Raw genomic sequence first — 19769 nt, forward strand, 5'->3', positions numbered from 1 at the left:
CGACCTCCAATAAAGGTATCAAAGGCACGTTGCTGTCAGGCGACCGCACGCGCCAGAGCGCAACGCGCCCAGAGCTGATGCAACGCATCCACCAACTGCGCCATGTCGGCATCGCTGTGCAGCGGTGTTGGTGTGATCCGCAGGCGCTCCGTCTTGCGCGGCACCGTCGGATAGTTGATCGGCTGGACGTAGACGCCGTGATCATCCAGCAGGATATCGGATATCCATTTGCATTTGGCAGCATCGCCGACCATCACAGGCACAATGTGGCTTGGATTGTGGATATGCGGGATGCCTGTCTGATCCAGCAAGGTGCGCAGGGTGCGAACACGCTCCTGATGGCGCGACCGCTCGAAGGGGCTAGCCTTCAAGTGCTGAATGGACGCGACAGCGCCAGCGGCCAGCGATGGCGGCAATGCCGTGGTAAAGATAAAGCCCGAGGCAAAGGAGCGGATGAAGTCGCAAAGCGCTTCCGAAGCGGCGATGTATCCGCCCATCACGCCGATAGCCTTGCCCAGGGTGCCCTCGATAATCGTCACGCGGTGCATCAGACCTTCGCGCTCGGCAATGCCACCGCCGCGTGGACCATACATACCAACCGCATGCACTTCATCGAGGTAGGTCATCGCGCCATATTTGTCGGCGAGATCGCAGATTTCCTTGATCGGAGAGATGTCGCCGTCCATCGAATAGACTGACTCAAAGGCAATCAGCTTCGGTGCAGAAGGATCGGCCGCTTTCAGCTTTGCTTCGAGATCTTCAAGATCGTTATGCTTCCAGATGACCTTTTCGCAACGCCCATAGCGTATGCCTTCGATCATCGAAGCATGGTTGAGCGCATCGGAGAAAATGATCAGGCCCGGTATCTTCTGACCCAGCGTTCCAAGTGTCGCCCAGTTGGAAATATAACCCGACGTGAAAATCAGCGCCGATTCTTTTCCATGCAGGTCGGCGAGCTCGTGCTCGAGCTGCACATGGTGATGGTTGGTGCCAGAGATATTCCGGGTGCCTCCCGCACCCGCGCCACAGTGATCGATCGCCGCTTTCATGGCTTCGATGACCTTCGGGTTCTGGCCCATGCCCAGATAGTCGTTTGAACACCACACGGTCACATCGCGCTTTTCGCCCGTTGAAGTGTAGCGGGTCGCGCGCGGGAAATTTCCCTGCTGTCGCTCGAGATCGGCGAATACGCGGTATCGACCTTCCGAATGCAAACCATCCAGTTCAGTCTTGAAATATGCCTCGAAGTCCATTCCATGCTCCAGAATTCTTGCAGGCGTTGTCGGCTCACCTCCCTGAACCGTCAACCCCATCGACGCCATTTCGGAAAAGCTGCGTCAATTCGCCCCTAGTTTTGAACCATTCCAGGAACACCTATAAGATATTTAGCAAACAGCAAAATTGATTCACATCAAACCCGCGACGAATTGGAACTTTTCCTTTTGAACCACGTTGAGAAGGGCACAATCGATTGGGGCGGGGAGCGCAGCCTGTAAGGGGAGGCTTCCATTAACACACTCGACTTGTTAGATATCTGTCGCGGTCGGAGGTAGCAGTCGCCGCAGATAACCTATGGGACGCCTACCAAGAGCCATAGAGCTCGTATGTAACGTTGGAGAGAGTTCATGAAAAAGGCTATTATTTTTGCCGTCATCGGTTTGACGCTTGCAGGCTGCACGCAGACTGAAAAGGGTGCTTCGATTGGTGCCGTATCCGGTGCCGTTATCGGTGGCGCAGTCACCGGCAACGTCCGCGGCGCAGCCGTTGGCGCGGCTATCGGTGGTGTTGGCGGTGCGCTGATCGGTAACGCTTCCGAGCCAGGCTATTGCTACTACCGCGACCAGTACGGTCAGCGTTACACGGCACGTTGCCGCTAACAGCTCAGTTTTGGTACACGAGAAAGCCCCGGTTCGCCGGGGCTTTTGCGTTTGCGTCGTAAAAAGTGCTTTTCAGGGTGCCATTCTTTCAGTTTATGACTAAGCTGGAATATTAACGGACGGGAAACCGGTGGGGCCGATAATAAATGCTCAACCATAAAGTAGCGTATGCCAAAACGACGGACTGACCCAAAGAAAAGTATTGCGTACTGGAAGGCAGGCACCGCCATGGCGGTAGCGGCAACGATTGCCCTGTACCCGGGTTTCGCCAGCAACGCCTATGCCTTCAAGCTATTCGGCATCAATTTCTTTGGCTCAGACAAGGATGAGCAGCAAGTTCTCGATCCGGTCACGTTCTCGATCACGCTCAATGCGCCTGGCGCAGATACCAAACTCACCGAGAGCCTGACCAATAGCTCGCTTCTGGCGTCAGAACCGGAAAAGCCTGCATCGGGAGATCTTGGCCTGCTCATACGGGCGCGTGACGACCGTGAGCGGCTGATCGCTGCGCTCTACGAAAACGCCAGATATGGCGGAACGGTCAAGGTGACGGTTGCCGGGCAGGACATCGATTCCATCCCGCCCAATCCGTCCTTCAACCGCTCAGGACCAGTGCCTGTCGTCATCGACGTCGCTCCTGGCCCGTCCTTCACGCTTGGAAATGTCAGGCTCGAAGGCGATGTCGCAGGGCGTGATCTCGAAAAGTATGGATTGGTCACCGGCGGCGACGCTGGCTCGCTTGCCATCATCCGCGCCGGCAACAAGCTCATCGACGATCTCAAGGCCGAGGGTCGGCCGCTTGCGGAGTTGACGAAGCGCGAAGCCGTGGCCAATCACGCCACCAACACCGTCGATCTCACCCTTTCTGCCGCGGGCGGACCCATCGCCCCCTTGGGTGCAGTGGCCGTCAAGGGCCAGCGCACCGTCGATCAAGACTTCATTCGCCGCTATTCTCGCCTGAACGGCGGCGAGCCCTATTCGCCTGAAAAACTGCGCAAGGCGTCGGACCGGCTTCGCAAACTTGGCGTCTTTTCCAGCATTACCATAAAGGAGGCGAGCGCGCTCGCCCCCAACGGGACGATACCGCTCACCATCGAGGTATCGGAAGGAAAGCATCGCTACCTCGGCGTCGGCGCACAATATTCGACGACCGAAGGCATTGGTCTTCAGGGGTATTGGGGCCATCGCAACCTGTTTGGAAAAGCCGAATCCCTTCGCATCGAAGGCGCTGTCTCACGGCTGGGCGAGGCCTCGAATGTGCAGGATATGGACTATTCCGCCGGGATCATCTTCACGAAGCCCGGCGTCTTCAATCCGGCCACCACCTTTACCGCAAGCCTGAAGGCAAAGACCGAGCATCCCGACACCTATGATGCGCGATCCGTTACCGGATATGGCGGCTTCTCCTACGAATTCAACGATTACGACACCGCGTCTGCCGGACTTGAGGTCGAGTTTACCGATACGGACGATGCCTTCGGCAACAACCAGTACCTAACCACCTCGATCCCGCTGGAATTCGTGCGTGATATGCGTGACGACAAGCTGAACCCGACAGAAGGCTTCCGCGCCTCTGTTTCCGCAAAGCCGAGCTATGAAGCGCTGAACGGTACGTTCTTCTCGTCCTTCGAAGGATCGACCACCGGCTACAAAGGGTTGGGCGCGGACGATCAGGTCGTGCTGGCGGGAAAGATCGCGGGCGGCGTGCTGGTTGGCGCAAGTTCGCTGCAGGACGTTCCAGCCACGAGACGCTTCTATGCGGGCGGCGGCGGATCGGTTCGTGGCTACAGCTATCAGGAAATCTCGCCCTATAATGACGAGGGCAATGCGACCGGCGGACGCTCCTATGTGGTCAGCTCGCTTGAGGCACGCTTCAAGGTGACCGAGACCATCGGCCTCGTTCCCTTCGTCGATGCCGGCGTGGTATCTTCGGATTTGGCGCCCGACTTTTCCGATATTCGCGCCGGTGCGGGCATCGGTCTTCGTTACGCGACACCATTTGGACCCTTGCGTCTTGATGTCGCCATGCCACTCAAAAAATATGAGGGCGGAAGCAGCTTCGGCATTTACGCCGGTATCGGCCAGTCGTTCTGAGGCGCGATGCCTTTCTAGACAACCAGCAGAGTGAATTACGTTTGATGACCGCATTGATTCGACTGTTGACCTGGATCATCTACGTTGCGCTTGGCGGCGTGGCTTTGCTGGTGCTGGCGGTCATGTTCATCGGGCTGACGCGAACAGGGGCGCAGTTTACGGCCACGCAGGTTTCCTCGCTGATCTCCTCCCCAGATCAAACCATCACCATTTCACCACCGTCGGGCCTGCTCACGGGTGCACTGCGGCTGGACACCGTAACGCTGTCGGACCGCGAAGGGCGCTATGCCCAAATCAATGGCGTGGAAGTGGACTGGTCGCCGTTGGAGCTGTTGCGTGGCACGTTCCATGCCGAGCGAATCAGCGCCCTGAACGTCGATGTCGAAAGAACCCCTGCCCCATCAACCGAACCATCCCAGAAAAGCTCGGAGGGTTTTTCCCTACCCGTCAACGTCAGAATCGATGATTTGGCACTGCCGGATATCCAACTTGGCGAAAAACTCGCAGGTCGCCCGTTCCAACTCGCGGCCAGAGGCAACGGCACCGCAAGCACCGACACGATTGCGCTGTCGCTTTCAGCCAACCGCAAGGATGCGCCTGACGCGACGGTGACGGCGGATATCGCCTTCGTTCCCAACCAGAATGTGCTGAAACTCGATGCATCTCTGAACGAGCCGCAGGGTGGTCTGCTGGCTACGCTTTTGCGTTTGCCAGACGCTCCCGCCGTTGCCTTGAAAATCAACGGCGAAGGTGCGCTTTCGGATTGGACCGGAAAGCTGGACGGCGCAGTTGGCGGCAATGCTGTTCTAGAACTCACCGGTCGTCACCAGCTATCAACAGATGGCATGAGACGCATCGAACTTCATGGCGGCGGTCAGCCGGATATGCTGTTACCCCCTATGGTGCGCCAGCTTTTCGAAGGCCAAACGAAGCTGGACCTCGTCGCGACTCTTGCGCCGAACGGACGTATCAGTGTCGAGAGCGGCAATTTGGAAACGGGAAAACTGCTCCTCACGGCATCGGGTGCTATCGATCAGCAAGGCCAGAACGATCTGTCCGCAAACCTGATCGGCACAAATGGCCCTGTCGATATCAGGCTGCCCCTGGAAGGCGGTGAAATTGCTGCACTGGTCAACGGCGTCGATCTATCCCTGCGTGGCAATGCGGACGCTGCCAAACTCAATCTGTCGGCCTCCTTGCGCTCCCTCGCACTGCCGCAGGGTCGTATCGATGATGTGAAACTGACGGCTGTCAGCGATGATCTCAACCTTGCCAGCCAGACCGGTACGGTGAAGACCTCCGTCAGTATCGCGCAATCGGCGCTGGTGGCACCGGAACTCGAACGGGCGATCAAGGCTCCCCTGACCTTAAACGCGCCGCTTCGCATCTCACCACAAACCATCGCATTCGAAGGCGCCACGCTGGAAAGCGCCAGTGTTGGCGGCACCGGAAGCGGCACCTACGATCTGTCCGCAGGGACCATCGCGACAAATCTTCGCCTTTTCGTTCTGCCTGCCGTCCTGCCGCCTACGCTTGCAGAAAAATTCGACACCACCATCGCAATCGACGCCTATGTCAACAGCACTATTGGTGGCCGCACGAGTGTCGAGAACCTCGTCGTCAAATCCGGCACAGTAGAGGCCAATGGCGATATCGCTCTGGAGAATGGCAACGTCACTGCAAAGCTCGGCGGTCGTCTGCCTGCACTGGAAAAACTGACTCCACAGGCGGTCGGAGCGCTGGGCTTCGCACTCGAAGCGAGCGGCCCCCTAACCGCCGCCGATTTCAAGCTCAACCTCAACGCAGCAAAAGCTACACTAGCAGGCCGCGCATTGGAGGGGCTGACCCTATCGGCAACAGGCAAAGCCGATGCAAACGCTCCGCAAGCCAAGCTTCAGGCCAGTGGTTCACTGGACGGCCAGGTCATCGATGCCTCCGGCGAGCTCGTCCAGGGCCAGAACGGAACAAGCGTTCCGCAACTCGATGTCAAGGTCGGGCGCAACGTGCTGACCGGCCAACTTCAATTCACACCGGAATTTTTGCCAACGGGGAGACTGTCCTTCGATTTCCCTGACGTCTCGCTGCTGGCAGCACTGGCCGCGCAACAGGCCAGTGGCGATATCAAGGGCAATGTCGCGCTGTCCAATGCCGATGGAAAAATCGCAGCGACGATTCGCGCCTCGGGCACCCGCATCGGACAGGGCACAACAGCGGTCTCAAAATTCGTCGCCGATCTGAAGGTCGATGACCTCCTGTCACTTGCCGCCAACGGCAAAGTGACGGCAGAAACGATCAATGCAGGTGCAGCCTCCATTTCAGGTATGAACCTCGATATCGACCATGCCGGGACAGCCACCACATTCGACCTCAATGCCCGCTACTACAATGCGCCTCTCGTGTTGAAGGGCAGTGCCGACACAGGCACAGGCGCTCTGGCCGTCAAAATCGACGCTTTGTCCGCCACACCGCTTGGTATTGCCGTCAAGCTTGCGCAGCCAACGACGATAGCCGTCAATGCTGGCGTAGCGCGCGTATCGGGCCTCGTGATCCAGACCGGCAATGGACGGGTGGAAGTTAGTGGCACAGCTGGTTCAGCGCTCGATCTCACCGCCAACATCCGTGCTTTGCCAGCCAATCTCGCCAATGCCTTCTCACCAGGTCTTGAAGCGGCGGGAACCATCTCCGGCACTGTGACGGCGAAGGGTTCCGCGTCTGACCCGAGTGTTGACTACGACCTGACATGGTCGGATGCAGCGGTCAGCCAGAGCCGTGCAGCGGGAATCGGTGCGCTCGGTATCAAGGCAAATGGACGCTTTGCTGGCGGAACCTTGCGTCTCGACACCAATGTCACCGGTCAAGGCGGACTGACCCTCTCGGGTGGCGGCACGCTGGGTATCAGCGGCAATCGCCCGCTCTCCATGGCATTCAAAGGCAACATGCCCTTCGGCGCGGTCGCTGCCCAGACGGCAGCACAGGGTTTCGATGTGAACGGCAAGGCAGCTGTCGATGTGAAGATCGAGGGCACGGTGGCCGCGCCTATCATTACCGGCGGCATAACCACTGACGGGACGCGCGTGACGGATGTGCGCCGAAACCTCACCGTCAACAATCTCGGTGCGACCATCGATCTCCAGCGTGACCGGGCGACCATCTCGCGTCTGACCGGGCGACTGGCTGGCGGCGGCAGCATTTCCGGTACCGGTACTGTCGGCATCGCACCCGGCTCGGGCTTTCCTGCGGACCTGACGATCACGCTGAACCGTGCAGCCTATAATGACGGAACCTTGTTCACGACCAATGCCAGTGGCACCTTGACGCTCAAAGGTCCTGTTCTGAACTCACCCGTTCTAGGCGGCACGATCACGCTTGAGAAAAGCGCTATCACCATTCCAGAACGCCTGCCTGCTTCGCTGGCCCAGATCGACGTCAAGCACAAGAATGCGCCGCCTGCCGTGCGTGCTCAAGAGAGAAAGCTCAACGCCGACAAGGGTGGCTCCGGTAGCTCATCCACTATCGCGCTCGATCTTCAAATCAATGCGCCCAGCGGTATATTCGTGCGCGGTCGCGGTATCGATGCTGAGTTGACGGGTAGCCTGACGGTGCGCGGTACGGCTGCGGCTCCTGCCGTGTCCGGCGGGTTTGAGATGCGTCGAGGCCGACTTGAAATCCTGACCCGCCGCCTGGATTTCACCACCGGCGACATCACCTTCGGCGGCGGACTTGTCCCCGTCCTCAACATGGCCGCCGAATCCACCGCTGGCTCTACGACGGTCACGGTATCGGTCACCGGAAATGCCAACGACCCGGCCTTTGCCTTCACCTCCTCACCGGCGCTGCCGCAGGATGAAGTCATGGCGCAGCTGATTTTCGGCCAATCCATGTCCAAGCTTTCCGCATTGCAGATCGCCCGGCTTGCCGACGCCGCCGGACAGCTTGCAGGCGGACGCTCGACATCCCTGTTCGACAGTCTTCGCAGCAATCTCGGCATCGATGATCTCGATATTTCAACGGATTCCGAAGGGCAGGCCCGCGTCTCAGCCGGTAAGTATCTCAATGATCGTACCTATCTCGAACTGGAACAAAGCGGCAGCTCCGGCGCCAAAGCCATCATCAATCTTGATGTCGGAAAAGGCGTAAAGTTGCGCGGCGAAGCCGGTGGCGATGGCGAAGGTGCGGCGGGCATTTTTTATGAAAAAGAATATTAATATCCGCGAACCCTCACCCTGTTGCGGATTCAATGACAACTCTGAACGTGTGTAAGCACGCATGCGAATTCAGATATTCTTAAATATGATCTTGTAGATGAATTGTTGTTGCCTTGAACAGTTGGCTCGCCCGCTGATCACGCCCCGCACGCAACGGCCTAAGCTGCATCGGACACCTCAGCCTGTCCCTGCGATGGAGTTCATCTAGTGCTATCTCTCCTCGGAACACATGCAAAAGCTGTTCTTACCGCCCTGGGCCGCTCCCAGGCGATGATTGAGTTTGATACCAGCGGCAAAATTCTCTCCGCCAACGAAAACTTCTGCCGCGCCATGGGTTACAGCGCCGAGCAGATCGTTGGCAGACATCACAACATGTTTTGCGAGCCTGCCTATGCCCAGAGTGCGGATTACAGCACCTTCTGGAAAAATCTAGGCGACGGCAAATCAGACGCCCGCCAGTATAAGCGCATTGCCAATGGTGGACGCGAAGTCTGGATACAGGCGTCGTACAATCCGATCATCCTCGGCGGCAAGGTCAAGAGCATCGTCAAGCTTGCAACCGTCATCACCGAAGACAAAGCCAGATCTGCCGAAGATGCCGGAAAGCTAGCTGCGCTTTCGCGTGCGCAGGCGGTAATCGAATTCACCACCTCCGGCGACATCATCACCGCCAACGAAAACTTCCTGAATTGCCTTGGATATGGCCTGCATGAAATTCGCGGCCAGCATCACCGCATGTTTTGCGACGATCAGTTCCGCAACAGCCCTGATTATGCGGAGTTCTGGCGCAAGCTTGCAGCGGGCGAGTTCATCTCGGCGGAATTCAAGCGCATCGGCAAGGGCGGCAAGGAAGTCTGGATTCAAGCGTCCTACAACCCCATCATGGATGCGGATGGAAGGGTCTTCAAAGTCGTGAAATTCGCGACCGATGTGACCGAACGGGTGCGCGCTGTGGACGAACTGGCGGGTAGCCTAACCGCACTTGCGAATGGTGACCTCACCGCGACCATCGAGACCCCTTTCATTCCCACGCTGGAGAAAGTTCGTCAGGACCTGAACAGCTCGCTGCAGAAACTTCAGGGCGCGATGCGCGAAGTTGCCGAAAGCGCCAGCGGCATTGCAACGGGATCACGCGAAGTCAGCGAGGCCTCCGACAATCTGGCCAAGCGGACTGAGCAGCAGGCAGCCGCGGTGGAGGAAACCTCCGCAGCGCTGAATGAAATCACCAGAACCGTTGCGCAGAACACCGTGCGGGCCGAACAGTCTGGCGAGCTCGTGGCTAAGACGAAGGCTGGAGCCGAACATTCCGGTGCTGTGGTCGGCAAGGCGATTGAGGCAATGGGCCGCATCTCGCAGTCCTCCAACGAAATCGGCAACATCATCAGCGTTATCGACGACATTGCGTTCCAGACCAATCTGCTGGCTCTGAATGCCGGTGTCGAGGCAGCGCGTGCGGGCGAGGCTGGCAAAGGCTTTGCCGTCGTGGCGCAGGAAGTGCGTGAACTTGCGCAGCGTTCGGCCCAAGCCGCCAAGGAAATCAAGACGCTCATTAACACCTCTGCACAGCAGGTGAAGGACGGTGTCGAACTGGTGGGAGAAACCGGCAAGGCCCTCGACACGATCGTTTCCCAGGTCGCGGAGATCAACGTCAATGTCGGCGCGATCGTCGAGACCGCGCGCGAGCAAGCCAGTGGCCTGAAAGAAATCAACCACGCCGTCGAAGCCATGGACACCAATACGCAGCAAAACGCAGCGATGGTGGAAGAAACGACGGCAGCCAGCCACAGTCTTGCCCATGAAGCAGACGTGCTGAGAAATTTGTTAACGCAGTTTAGATTTGGGAAACATTCTTCTGCTACGAATCAAAGAATGAAGCCGGAGAATAAAGCTCCAGTTGTTCGTACACCAGGCAGGATGCCAAAGTCCGGATACGCAAGCGTCGGTGCGCTCGCACTAGCCCAGAACAAGGATTGGGAAGAATTCTGATGGTTACGATTAATTCTACGAACTTCGGCGGCGATACCCTCGAAATCATCGCGTTTCGTCTGCACGATCAGGAGTTCTGCGTCAAAACGACCACGATCCGTGAAATCCGCGGCTGGGCTCCATCCACCCCTCTTCCGCACGCACCGAAGGACGTCATCGGCGTGATGAACCTTCGTGGCTCGGTTATTCCTATTATCGACCTGGCCTACAAGCTCGGTATGAAGAGCACCGTTGCCAATGAGCGCAGCGCCATCGTCGTGGCTGAAGTCCACAACATGGTCATCGGCATGCTCGTTGATCGCGTGTCTGACATCCTGACCATTCCGGCAAGCCAGGTACAGCCAGTTCCTGAAGTGTCCGCATCCTTCGACAAGTCGTTCTCGGAAGGCATCATCGCCAACGAGCATGGCATGATCTGCTTCCTCAACCTTGCGAAGATGTTCAAGGGCGCAGAACTGGACGACTTGGCCGCGTAAGCGCCATCATCCAGACACCGGCGAATTCAAAGCGCCACCCGGAAACGGGTGGCGCTTTTTCTGTTTTATGCTTCCGTTGAATGCTTTGTTTCCAAATATAACAATCAACAAAAAAGCCAAAACGGAAGAAAATCGGAGAGGAAAGAAAAATTTAGACTTAAATTAAACATGAACTCGACTTGAGATCACTCTTTTGTCAACTCAATATTAATATTACCAATGTCTAATTCAATCAAAGACTGAATAAATGCTCTGGAATTAACCCCATTACAAAAATCGCACGCGACACTGAAGTCACTGCCGCGGCATTTTAAGCTCACTTGGAGATGACATGCTTTGGCTGGGAAAAAGCGCGGATGACCGCAACATTCTGGGGGCGATCTCGACCTCGCAAGCCGTGATCGAATTTGACCTCAATGGCAACATTCTCGCGGCAAACAAAAACTTCTGCACTGCTCTGGGATATGACCTGAGCGAAATTCTGGGCAAACATCACAGGATCTTTTGTGATCCCGAATATGTCGCGTCGCCAGCCTACCAGGATTTCTGGTCAAGCCTTGGCAGCGGCAAATACGATGCCCGCGAATATCGACGCATCAGGAAAGATGGCCGCGAAATCTGGATCGAGGCATCCTACAACCCGGTCTGTCGCGGCGGTCAGCCCTACAAGGTCGTCAAAATCGCGACCGACATCACAGCGAAAAAGCTGAAAGCAGACGACGACAAGAGCAAGCTGGAAGCAATCTCCCGTTCGCAGGCCGTCATCGAGTTCACGCCAACAGGTGAAATTCTCACGGCCAACGACAATTTTTGTAGCACGTTGAACTACACCTTGAGCGAAATTGCAGGCAAGCATCACCGCCTGTTCTGCGAGCCGGGTTATGCTGCATCCAGAGAATATGCCGATTTCTGGAAACGGCTGGCTGCCGGTGAGTTCATTTCCGACGAGTTCGTGCGGTTCGGCAAAAACGGCAAGGAGGTCTGGATACAGGCGGCCTACAATCCCATTATCGATCACGCTGGCAAGGTTATCAAGGTCGTAAAATTCGCGACGGATGTCACACCACGCATGAGCGCCATTTCGACATTGGGCAACGCGTTGCGCCAACTTGCAGACGGCGAACTTCGGCAGCATCTCGACAAGCCGTTCGTTCCGAGCATGGAAAAGCTGCGGGCGGATTTCAACGAGGTCATCGAGAAGCTGCGCGAGACCATGCAGACCGTCGCTCAGAACTCCGCGACCATCGCATCCGGCTCTGCGGAAATCCGCGTCGCCGCGGACCAGCTCGCCCGCCGCACAGAACAACAGGCCGCCTCACTTGAGGAGAGTGCCGCAGCATTGGAAGAAATCACGACAACCGTCAAGGATTCCAGCATGCGCGCAGATGAAGCGGGCAAGCTCGTCAGTTCGACCAAGGAAAGTGCAGAGGTCTCCGGCGATATCGTCCACCGCGCCATCGGTGCCATGGATCAAATCTCCCAGTCTTCGGGCGAAATCACCAACATCATCGGCGTTATCGACGACATCGCCTTTCAGACAAACCTGCTGGCACTGAACGCTGGCGTAGAGGCAGCGCGAGCTGGCGAAGCTGGCAAGGGCTTTGCGGTGGTCGCGCAGGAGGTGCGTGAACTCGCTCAACGCTCAGCCAATGCTGCCAAGGAAATCAAGCAGCTCATCAACACCTCGCGCCAGCAGGTGGAAAATGGCGTTGACCTCGTGAACCAGACAGGTGATGCGTTGAAGCAAATCGCCAAACAGGTTGGCCTGATCGATGTCAACGTGGCGGCCATCGTCGAGGCATCGAAAGAACAGGCAAACGGTCTTGCGGAGATCAACGACGCCGTCAACCTGATGGATCAGGCAACCCAGAAAAACGCTGCCATGGTAGAGGAAACCACCGCAGCCAGCCACGGCCTTGCCCGTGAGGCAGAAAGCCTGCGCCACTTGCTGACGCAGTTCAATGTGGGAAATACACCAGCGCAAGCAGCGCCCCAGCGCCCCACCGCAGTGCCTGACGCGTCACCCGTCCACAAATTGGTGGCATCCGCCCGCCAAGGCATGGCGGCGGCACAATGGTCTGAATTTTAAAACCTCAAGTTCTCCAAAAATAAAAAAGGCGGCACAAGTGCCGCCTTTTCTTTTCGAGCTCATCTGATCAAGTGAACAGAACGAAGGTCTTCTGCAAGGTGATCCAGATGCCCCAGACGATTGGGATACCGACGATTGCCCAGGCAATTGCTGCCTTGGTATCAAAGCCACCTTTGCCGATGCCGAAGGAACCTGTCGGGCCGCTGCTGGCAGCAGACGTCTTCGCCTGAAGGGACGCAACTTCTTCGTCGGACATGTACCACTTGTCTGCGAGTGGCTTGACCATCAGGTTGGCGATGAGGCCAAGAACCAGCATGCCAGCCAGAATATACATCGTGAAATCGTAGACCTGAGCGCGCGGAATGCCCGCTGCGATCTGCGCTTCACGAATGTAGTTGACCACGACGGGACCGATGATGCCAGCCGTTGCCCAGGCCGTCAGCAGACGACCGTGGATGGCGCCGACGAACTGCGTACCGAAGATATCGGCAAGGTAAGCCGGGATGGTCGCGAAGCCGCCGCCATACATCGAAACGATGATGCAGAGCATGCCGACGAACAGCGCCTTGTTGCCAAGACCTGCCGCCCATGGAGCGGATGCATACAGCACGATGCCAAGCGCAAAGAAGGTGAAGTAGGTAGCCTTGCGACCGATGCGGTCAGACAGCGATGCCCAGAAGAAGCGGCCAGCAATGTTGAAGACCGACAGCAGACCGGTGAAACCGGCAGCGATGGCGGCGATCTGCGCAAGCTGCTCGGGCGTCAGATCGGCGAACTTCACTTCGGGAAGACCGATGAGGGAGCCCGCGAAGATTTCCTGCAACATGGGCGACGCCATGCCGAGAACGCCGATACCAGCTGATACGTTGAGGCAGAGAACGAGCCAGATCATCCAGAACTGTTTGGTCTTGTGCGCGTTCTTGAGGTGAACGTGACGGGTGGTGATCATCGAGTTCTTGGCAGCCGGTGCTGTCCAGCCCTCTGGTTTCCAGCCAGCAGGAGGAATGCGGTAACCGAATGCGCCAGCCATCATGAAGACGAAATAGATTGCCGCCATGACGAGGAAGGTTTCCCAAACGCCGATGGACACATCCGTGCGGAAGTGGCGCATCAAGGCATCAGCCAAGGGCGCACCAATCATCGCGCCGCCGCCGAAGCCCATGATGGCCATGCCGGTTGCCATGCCACGACGGTCAGGGAACCACTTGATGAGGGTCGAGACCGGAGAGATGTAACCGAGACCAAGGCCGATACCGCCGATGACACCGGCGCCGAACCACATCAGCCAGAGCTGGTGCGTCATGATACCGATGGCGGCAATGGTCATGCCACCGCACCAGCAGATCGCGGATACAAAACCGGCCTTACGTGGACCCGCGCGTTCCAGCCATCCGCCCCAGATGGCAGCAGAGCAGCCGAGAAGCACGAAGAACAGCGTGTAGATCCAACCGAGATCGCTCACACGCCAGTCGCAGGTAGTGGTGAACAGAGCGGATGCGAGGTTGAGGTCAGCACAGGCAACGGTGGAGGTAATGCCGATTGCCTTGGTCAGCGGAAGCCAGAAGACCGAAAAGCCATAGGCCATGCCGATGCAGAGATGGATTGCCAGCGCTGCCGGTGGCACCAGCCAACGGTTGAAGCCGGGTTTAGCGATAATGCGTTCACGGTCCAGAAGACCGGCACCCGCAGCCACCGGCGCGAGCGTTTCGTTGGTCGCAGTCATGTGTGTCCCTCCATTCACCGCTTTGCGCGCTGAATTTCGATGTTGTTGTTAGCTTCACGGAGGTGAGGCGCAGCCCGTAATCGTTACGGCTGCGCCTTCATCCCTTGAAACAAGGTCCCAAGCCCACATGTCCGAATGCCTGGGCGCTCCTTCTATGGGACGCTCGTACGCAGGGACATTTGTGTTGCTAGCAACAACGGAGCAATTCCTGTGCCAAAAATGAAATTGTTATTTATCAATACGATAGTCTTTTTCGCACTATCGTCCGAGACAAATTGTCTCACTTGAGCGACAAAATGTCCGTAATTTCGCTTTTATTTCGCCATTTTCTGATGTGCAAACCCCTCGCTGTCAGACAGCATGAGGGAGCCAGATCGTAAATGCGGTTCCGGTGCCAACCACACTTGTGACCGTGATGTCTCCGCCTTGCCGAGCCACCAACATCTGGCTGACCGAAAGGCCCAATCCAGTGCCTTCCTGTCGTTTGGTCGTGAAAAATGGATCGAAAATCCTCGCGACGACATCCTCGGCCATGCCAACGCCCGTGTCCGCGACTGTGACAGCCACGCCGTGAGAACCATGACGTTCCTCGTCTGCACTGGTCAATGTCAGCGTTCCGCCTTGCGGCATGGCATGCGCAGCGTTGACGATGAGATTGACGAGCACCTGCTGCAACTCGGTCCGGTTCATCGCGAGAAGCCCTTGCGCGCTGTCATTCCTGACGACTTCGACACCGGCATGGTTCAGCACATGCTTGACCAACGGCATGCAGTCCGAGATCACGGTCGCCGGGCTTTGGCGCTCCACATAACCCGCAAACTCTTCCGGGCGGGCAAATTGCAGGAGCTTGCCGACGATCCGGCTGATGCGGTCTACCTGCTCATCGATGAGGTTGAATTCGGTCGTCGCAACGTCCGCCCCGTCACCGAGCATGCTACGCGCGACCTCCAGATTGCCCTGGATGACGGCAATGGGATTGTTGATTTCATGCGCAACGCCAGCGGTTATCTCGCCGATCGTCGCCAGTTTCTCGGACATCACGAGCTGCTTGGTGGTCGCTTCCAGACGCAGATTGGCCAGTTGCAGTTCCTGCGTTCGCTGCTCTACCCGGACGTTCAGCTCCTCATTCCAGGCACGCAACTCGCCTTCGCGCTGTTGAAGACGATCGAGCAATTCATCGAGATGCACGGCCACCCGGCCAATCTCGTCGCCAGTGGGTGGCAGGCCTGTCCGCGCGCCGAGATCGCCATCATCGACCTTGGAAATCGTCTGCGTCATGCGTTCCAGAGGTTTGAAAATGCCTCTTGCCCACCGCAGAAACACCGGAATGCTGAGAATGGTGATGCCCAGAAAGGCCGCGATCACCGAACCAAGAGTTTCGTATTTCGCCTGCGCAAAGGGCGCTTCCAGAAAGCCCACATAGAGCATGCCGACACGCTTGCCATAGCTGTCGACAAGCGGCTCATAGGCAGAAATGTACCAGTCGTTGACCACGAAAGCGCTGTCCAGCCAGACCTGCCCTGCCCCCAAAACCGCCGTGTGCACCGCCTCCGACACTCTGGTGCCCAGTGCGCGACGATTTTCGAACAGGCGGACATTGGTGCTGATGCGAACGTCATCCAGAAAAAGGGTCGCCGTGCCCTGACTTCCCTCCGGCAAACTAGCTTCACGGTAAACGAGATCATTGATCGTATCGATGAAATCGAGATTCTGGTTGAGCAACCGCCCGCCCACGAGCGCCAATGCAGTACTACCCGGCAAACGCATCGGACTTGCGGCATGGATCATCATGCCGCGTGTCTCAACAGTCCTGTCCCCTTCATGCGCTGATTTCGTCGGCACGAGTTCCAGATGTGCCCGCTCCGCAAGGGCTGGAGAAAGCCCCGCCAAATCTTCCTGCGAAAAGATATCGATAGAATAGGACGCCTTGCCTGCAAGCGCCGTTGCACGGACCGGCCAGTCCACCCGAAGTCGCTTCGCATCCGTACCGGCGCTGGCCGAGACATTGCCCGCGCCATCAACGACGAACAGAAAATCCAGACCGAGCTGTTGCCGGTTTTCTTCGAGAACCCCGGCAAGTGAGGATTGATCGCCATCGGCAACGATATCGCGTAAGCGCGCAGAATTGGCGATGGCCTCAAGCCGTTCGCCGGTATTTTCCAGAATGGTCGCTAGATACTGGTGAGCCACCGTCAGGTCGCTATTGACCTTCGTGATCAAAAGCGCGTCGAACTTGCCGCTCCAACGCACCATGGTTACACCGAGAAGAAGCGGCAAAATAACCAGCGTTGGCAAAAGAGCAATCGCCAACAGCCGGAAACGAACGGACCTGACAGCGTACCAGAACGGTGTGAGCGCCGGTTTCTCAGCCATGCCAGGACGACATTTTACGGTCGATTGTTTTGCGGGAAATGCCCAGACGTTTAGCGGCTTCGTCCCTGTTGCCAGCCATCTCGTTTAAGACAGCGAGAATGTGACGACGCTCAATCTCTTCGAGCGTGCCTGTTGCAGGAGTGACGGCATTGCTGCCCCGCAAATCCAGCGGAAAGCGCCCGAGGATGAGGCTCCGTTCGATGAAATTGCGCAATTCTCGCACATTGCCCGGCCAATGATAGGCAAGCAGCATTGCGCGCACCGTATCATTGATGGCAACAGGCGGCATGCCAAGCTGTTGCGATAACTTATGCATAAAAAGGTCGGTCAGTTCGACCACATCACGCTCCCGGTCCCGCAGTGGTGCGAGATAGATCTGCATGACGTTGATACGGTAAAACAGATCAGCGCGGAAACGTCCTTTTTCCACGTCCGCCGCCAGATCTGCATTGGTCGCGAAGATGAAGCGGATGTCGATCGGCACTTCCCGCTCGGCACCAACGGGTCGTACTTTGCGATCTTCGATGACCCGAAGAAGCTTGCTCTGAAGCGCCATCGGCATCTCACCGATTTCATCTAGAAACACCGTGCCGCCTTGGGCGTGAAGAAAAAGCCCCTCCCGCCGACTATCGGCGCCCGTGAAAGCGCCTTTGACATGGCCGAACAGCTCAGTCTCCAGCATATCGGCGGGAATGGCTGCGCAGTTGATGGGCACGAACGGTTTGTCGGCCCTGTCCGACAATTCATGAATGGAATGGGCCAGCACCTCCTTACCCGTTCCCGACTCACCCGTCAGCAAAACAGACGTCGGCAAAGGCGCAACGCGACTTATCATATCCCGGGTCTGTTGGATGGTCGTCGAACTGCCGACCAGCCTGTCCCGTAGGAATATGTGCTCTGACGCCGTTTTCAGCTGGTATCTCAACGCCGAGTTTTCCTGCTGCAGGTTGGACCGGTCAAGCGCGCGAGAAATGGCATTCAGTATCTGATTGGAACGAAACGGTTTCAAAACGAAGTCAGCCGCACCTGCGCGGATGGCCTGAATGGCGGTGTCCAGATCGGCATAGGCCGTCATCAAAATCGCATCGGCATAGAACCCGATGGCTCTCTGCTCAGCCAACCATTCCAACCCGGTTTTCTTCGGCATGATGTTGTCGAGAATGACGACGTCGAAATGCCGCTCGTCGAGTTTTCGGCTGGCTTCGACGGTGTCGGCGGCCTCATCCACGAAGGCGCACCGCGTCTCCAGCGTCCGCATCAGGAAATTGCGCATGCCGGGCTCATCATCAATGATGAGGATCGACGCTTTCGCCAGCCAGGGTCCGAAATCCGTTTCCTGAACGGCATGCCGCGTCTTCGAGATCAAGTCATGCTGCATTGTCGTCTCCCGGAAACGTCGTCGCGACGCAGCCCGTCAAATATGGTTCTGGGAATGCACAGGCATACCACTCTCACGCTGGCGAGCGTCCGTTGATATCCAGTTGACGAATATCAAAGCAGAAGCAGAAAGCAAAAGGAATGCGGGCAATCCCTCAAGATTTATCGTCAGGCATATTCAAAACGATCCGATCCGAGCGGGTGAAGATTTCCAAATCTTCGCCCCTCACAAGCGCGACGAGCGTCATTCCAGCCTCCTCAGCGGTTTCGATTGCAAGCGCTGTCGGGGCTGAGACCGCTGCAAGGATCGGACTGCCCAAAATCGCAGCCTTCTGCACCATTTCCACGGAAATACGGCTGGTGACCACAACGACGCCGGTTGAACCAGAGTGACCGCTTCGTAAAACACAGCCAGCGAGCTTATCCAAGGCATTATGTCGGCCAACGTCTTCTCTGGCAGCGATGAGGCCGGACGCCGGAATATAAAAGCCCGCCCCATGTACCGCTCGTGTATGCCGAAAAATGGCCTGTTCCGCATGCAAGGCGTCCATCGCTTTAACAAGTTCGGTTGTATGGAGGCTCAATTCGACGGACGACACATAGGGTATCGGGCGCACGGCCTGCTCGATGGATTCGATCCCGCATAAACCGCAGCCGACTGGACCCGCCATGTGACGCCTGCGCGCCCGCAATGCGTCCGCCTGCTGATCGAACAATGTGACCTGAACATCGAAGCCCTGGTCCGTTTCGAGGACGTCAACTGCTTCAATCTGTGAAGCCTCCGAAATGATACCTTCGGTAAGGCTGAAACCATAGGCGAAATCTTCCAGATCGACCGGGGATGCCATCATCACTGCATGGGTCGAGCCACCATAAGAAAAAGCAACAGGAATCTCTTCTGGAACGTCGCGCGCGTCTTCCTTTACCGCACCATTTTTAAGCGAGATGCGCTTGACCGAACGATAGGCTGGAACTGGAGACATACGAGATACCCTTGTGACGTCACTCGCCAACCTAGCGAAGCATATTCGCTGTCACCAGTTTCCTGTTTTGGCGAACACAGCCTAGAAAAACAAAAAGCGGCCAAGTTGGCCGCTTTTCGTATTGTTCGTGGGCAGTCATTCCTTGGAACCTGCCCGGTGCTTTCAAGCGGCGACGAGAACCTCATGAAGGTTCGTCAATTCATAAAGATGCTTTTCAAGCTTCGTCAGATGCTCGTGGTGATGGTTGCCTTCCTGAATTTCAGAACGGGCAGCATCAATGCGCTTCTGCAAATCATCCGGCGTGATGTCGTCAGCAGCAGTTGCAGATTCGGCCAGCAACGTGCAGCCGCTCTGAACGATATCTGCGAAGCCACCGAAAACGACGTACTTATGCGTTTCGCCAGAAGCAAACTTCACGGTAACAAGACCTGGCTTGATCGTTGTCATCACAGGCGCATGGTTCGGCAGAACAGTCATTTCGCCAAGCGTGGCAGGAATGACAACTTCAGTGACCGTCTCGGAAACAAGCAGGCGCTCTGGGGAAACAAGTTCGAATTTGAAACTGTCGGCCATGGCTATTTACTTC

At 57.0% G+C, this 19769-nt stretch carries 12 protein-coding genes; 6 read left to right on the top strand and 6 right to left on the bottom strand.

All coding sequences use genetic code 11. From position 1 onward, the window contains the following. Positions 1-35 precede the first annotated feature (35 nt). Entirely contained in the window at positions 36-1253 is a 1218-nt protein-coding gene (gene hemA / locus QRN55_RS14375; protein ID WP_112499086.1) for a 5-aminolevulinate synthase, read from the bottom strand. A gap of 372 nt (positions 1254-1625) precedes the next feature. Between hemA and QRN55_RS14380 the strand changes: the two genes are divergently transcribed. From QRN55_RS14380 to QRN55_RS14405, 6 genes are all read left to right on the top strand, one after another. Continuing rightward, the gene (locus QRN55_RS14380) at positions 1626-1877 is read left to right on the top strand and encodes a YMGG-like glycine zipper-containing protein (RefSeq protein ID WP_042620082.1); all 252 of its coding nucleotides are present in this window, start codon (positions 1626-1628) and stop codon (positions 1875-1877) included. A 168-nt stretch (positions 1878-2045) separates the two neighbouring features. Then, a complete protein-coding gene (locus QRN55_RS14385) occupies positions 2046-3971 on the top strand; it encodes an autotransporter assembly complex protein TamA (protein WP_284777226.1) in 1926 nt (641 codons plus the stop codon). A 44-nt stretch (positions 3972-4015) separates the two neighbouring features. Further along, entirely contained in the window at positions 4016-8176 is a 4161-nt protein-coding gene (locus QRN55_RS14390) for a translocation/assembly module TamB domain-containing protein (protein WP_284777227.1), read from the top strand. 270 nt (positions 8177-8446) lie between these two features. Beyond that, positions 8447-10162, top strand: a complete 1716-nt coding sequence (locus QRN55_RS14395; RefSeq protein WP_111840403.1) for a methyl-accepting chemotaxis protein — start codon at positions 8447-8449, stop codon at positions 10160-10162. Next, positions 10162-10638 carry a chemotaxis protein CheW gene (locus QRN55_RS14400; protein ID WP_111840404.1) on the top strand — a complete coding sequence of 159 codons (477 nt, stop codon included), beginning with the start codon at positions 10162-10164 and terminating at the stop codon, positions 10636-10638. Before QRN55_RS14395 ends, QRN55_RS14400 begins: the two co-directional genes overlap by 1 nt. A gap of 331 nt (positions 10639-10969) precedes the next feature. After that, entirely contained in the window at positions 10970-12727 is a 1758-nt protein-coding gene (locus QRN55_RS14405) for a methyl-accepting chemotaxis protein (protein WP_284777228.1), read from the top strand. Between the two features lie 67 nt (positions 12728-12794). On the opposite strand, the gene QRN55_RS14410 is transcribed toward QRN55_RS14405, so the two are convergent. The 5 genes from QRN55_RS14410 to QRN55_RS14430 form a co-directional block, all read right to left on the bottom strand. Next, positions 12795-14450 carry an OFA family MFS transporter gene (locus QRN55_RS14410; RefSeq protein WP_284777229.1) on the bottom strand — a complete coding sequence of 552 codons (1656 nt, stop codon included), beginning with the start codon at positions 14448-14450 and terminating at the stop codon, positions 12795-12797. Between the two features lie 351 nt (positions 14451-14801). Beyond that, a complete protein-coding gene (locus tag QRN55_RS14415) occupies positions 14802-16823 on the bottom strand; it encodes a cache domain-containing protein (protein WP_284777230.1) in 2022 nt (673 codons plus the stop codon). Beyond that, positions 16816-18201 carry a sigma-54-dependent transcriptional regulator gene (locus tag QRN55_RS14420; RefSeq protein WP_284777231.1) on the bottom strand — a complete coding sequence of 462 codons (1386 nt, stop codon included), beginning with the start codon at positions 18199-18201 and terminating at the stop codon, positions 16816-16818. Before QRN55_RS14420 ends, QRN55_RS14415 begins: the two co-directional genes overlap by 8 nt. A gap of 154 nt (positions 18202-18355) precedes the next feature. Then, positions 18356-19183: a formate dehydrogenase accessory sulfurtransferase FdhD gene (fdhD, locus tag QRN55_RS14425; protein WP_284777325.1), complete on the bottom strand. Its 828-nt coding sequence runs from the start codon at positions 19181-19183 to the stop codon at positions 18356-18358. Between the two features lie 162 nt (positions 19184-19345). Beyond that, the gene (locus QRN55_RS14430) at positions 19346-19756 is read right to left on the bottom strand and encodes a F0F1 ATP synthase subunit epsilon (RefSeq protein ID WP_111840410.1); all 411 of its coding nucleotides are present in this window, start codon (positions 19754-19756) and stop codon (positions 19346-19348) included. Positions 19757-19769 lie beyond the last annotated feature (13 nt).

The organism is Agrobacterium sp. lyk4-40-TYG-31 (assembly GCF_030209855.1).
GTDB lineage: Bacteria > Pseudomonadota > Alphaproteobacteria > Rhizobiales > Rhizobiaceae > Agrobacterium > Agrobacterium vaccinii.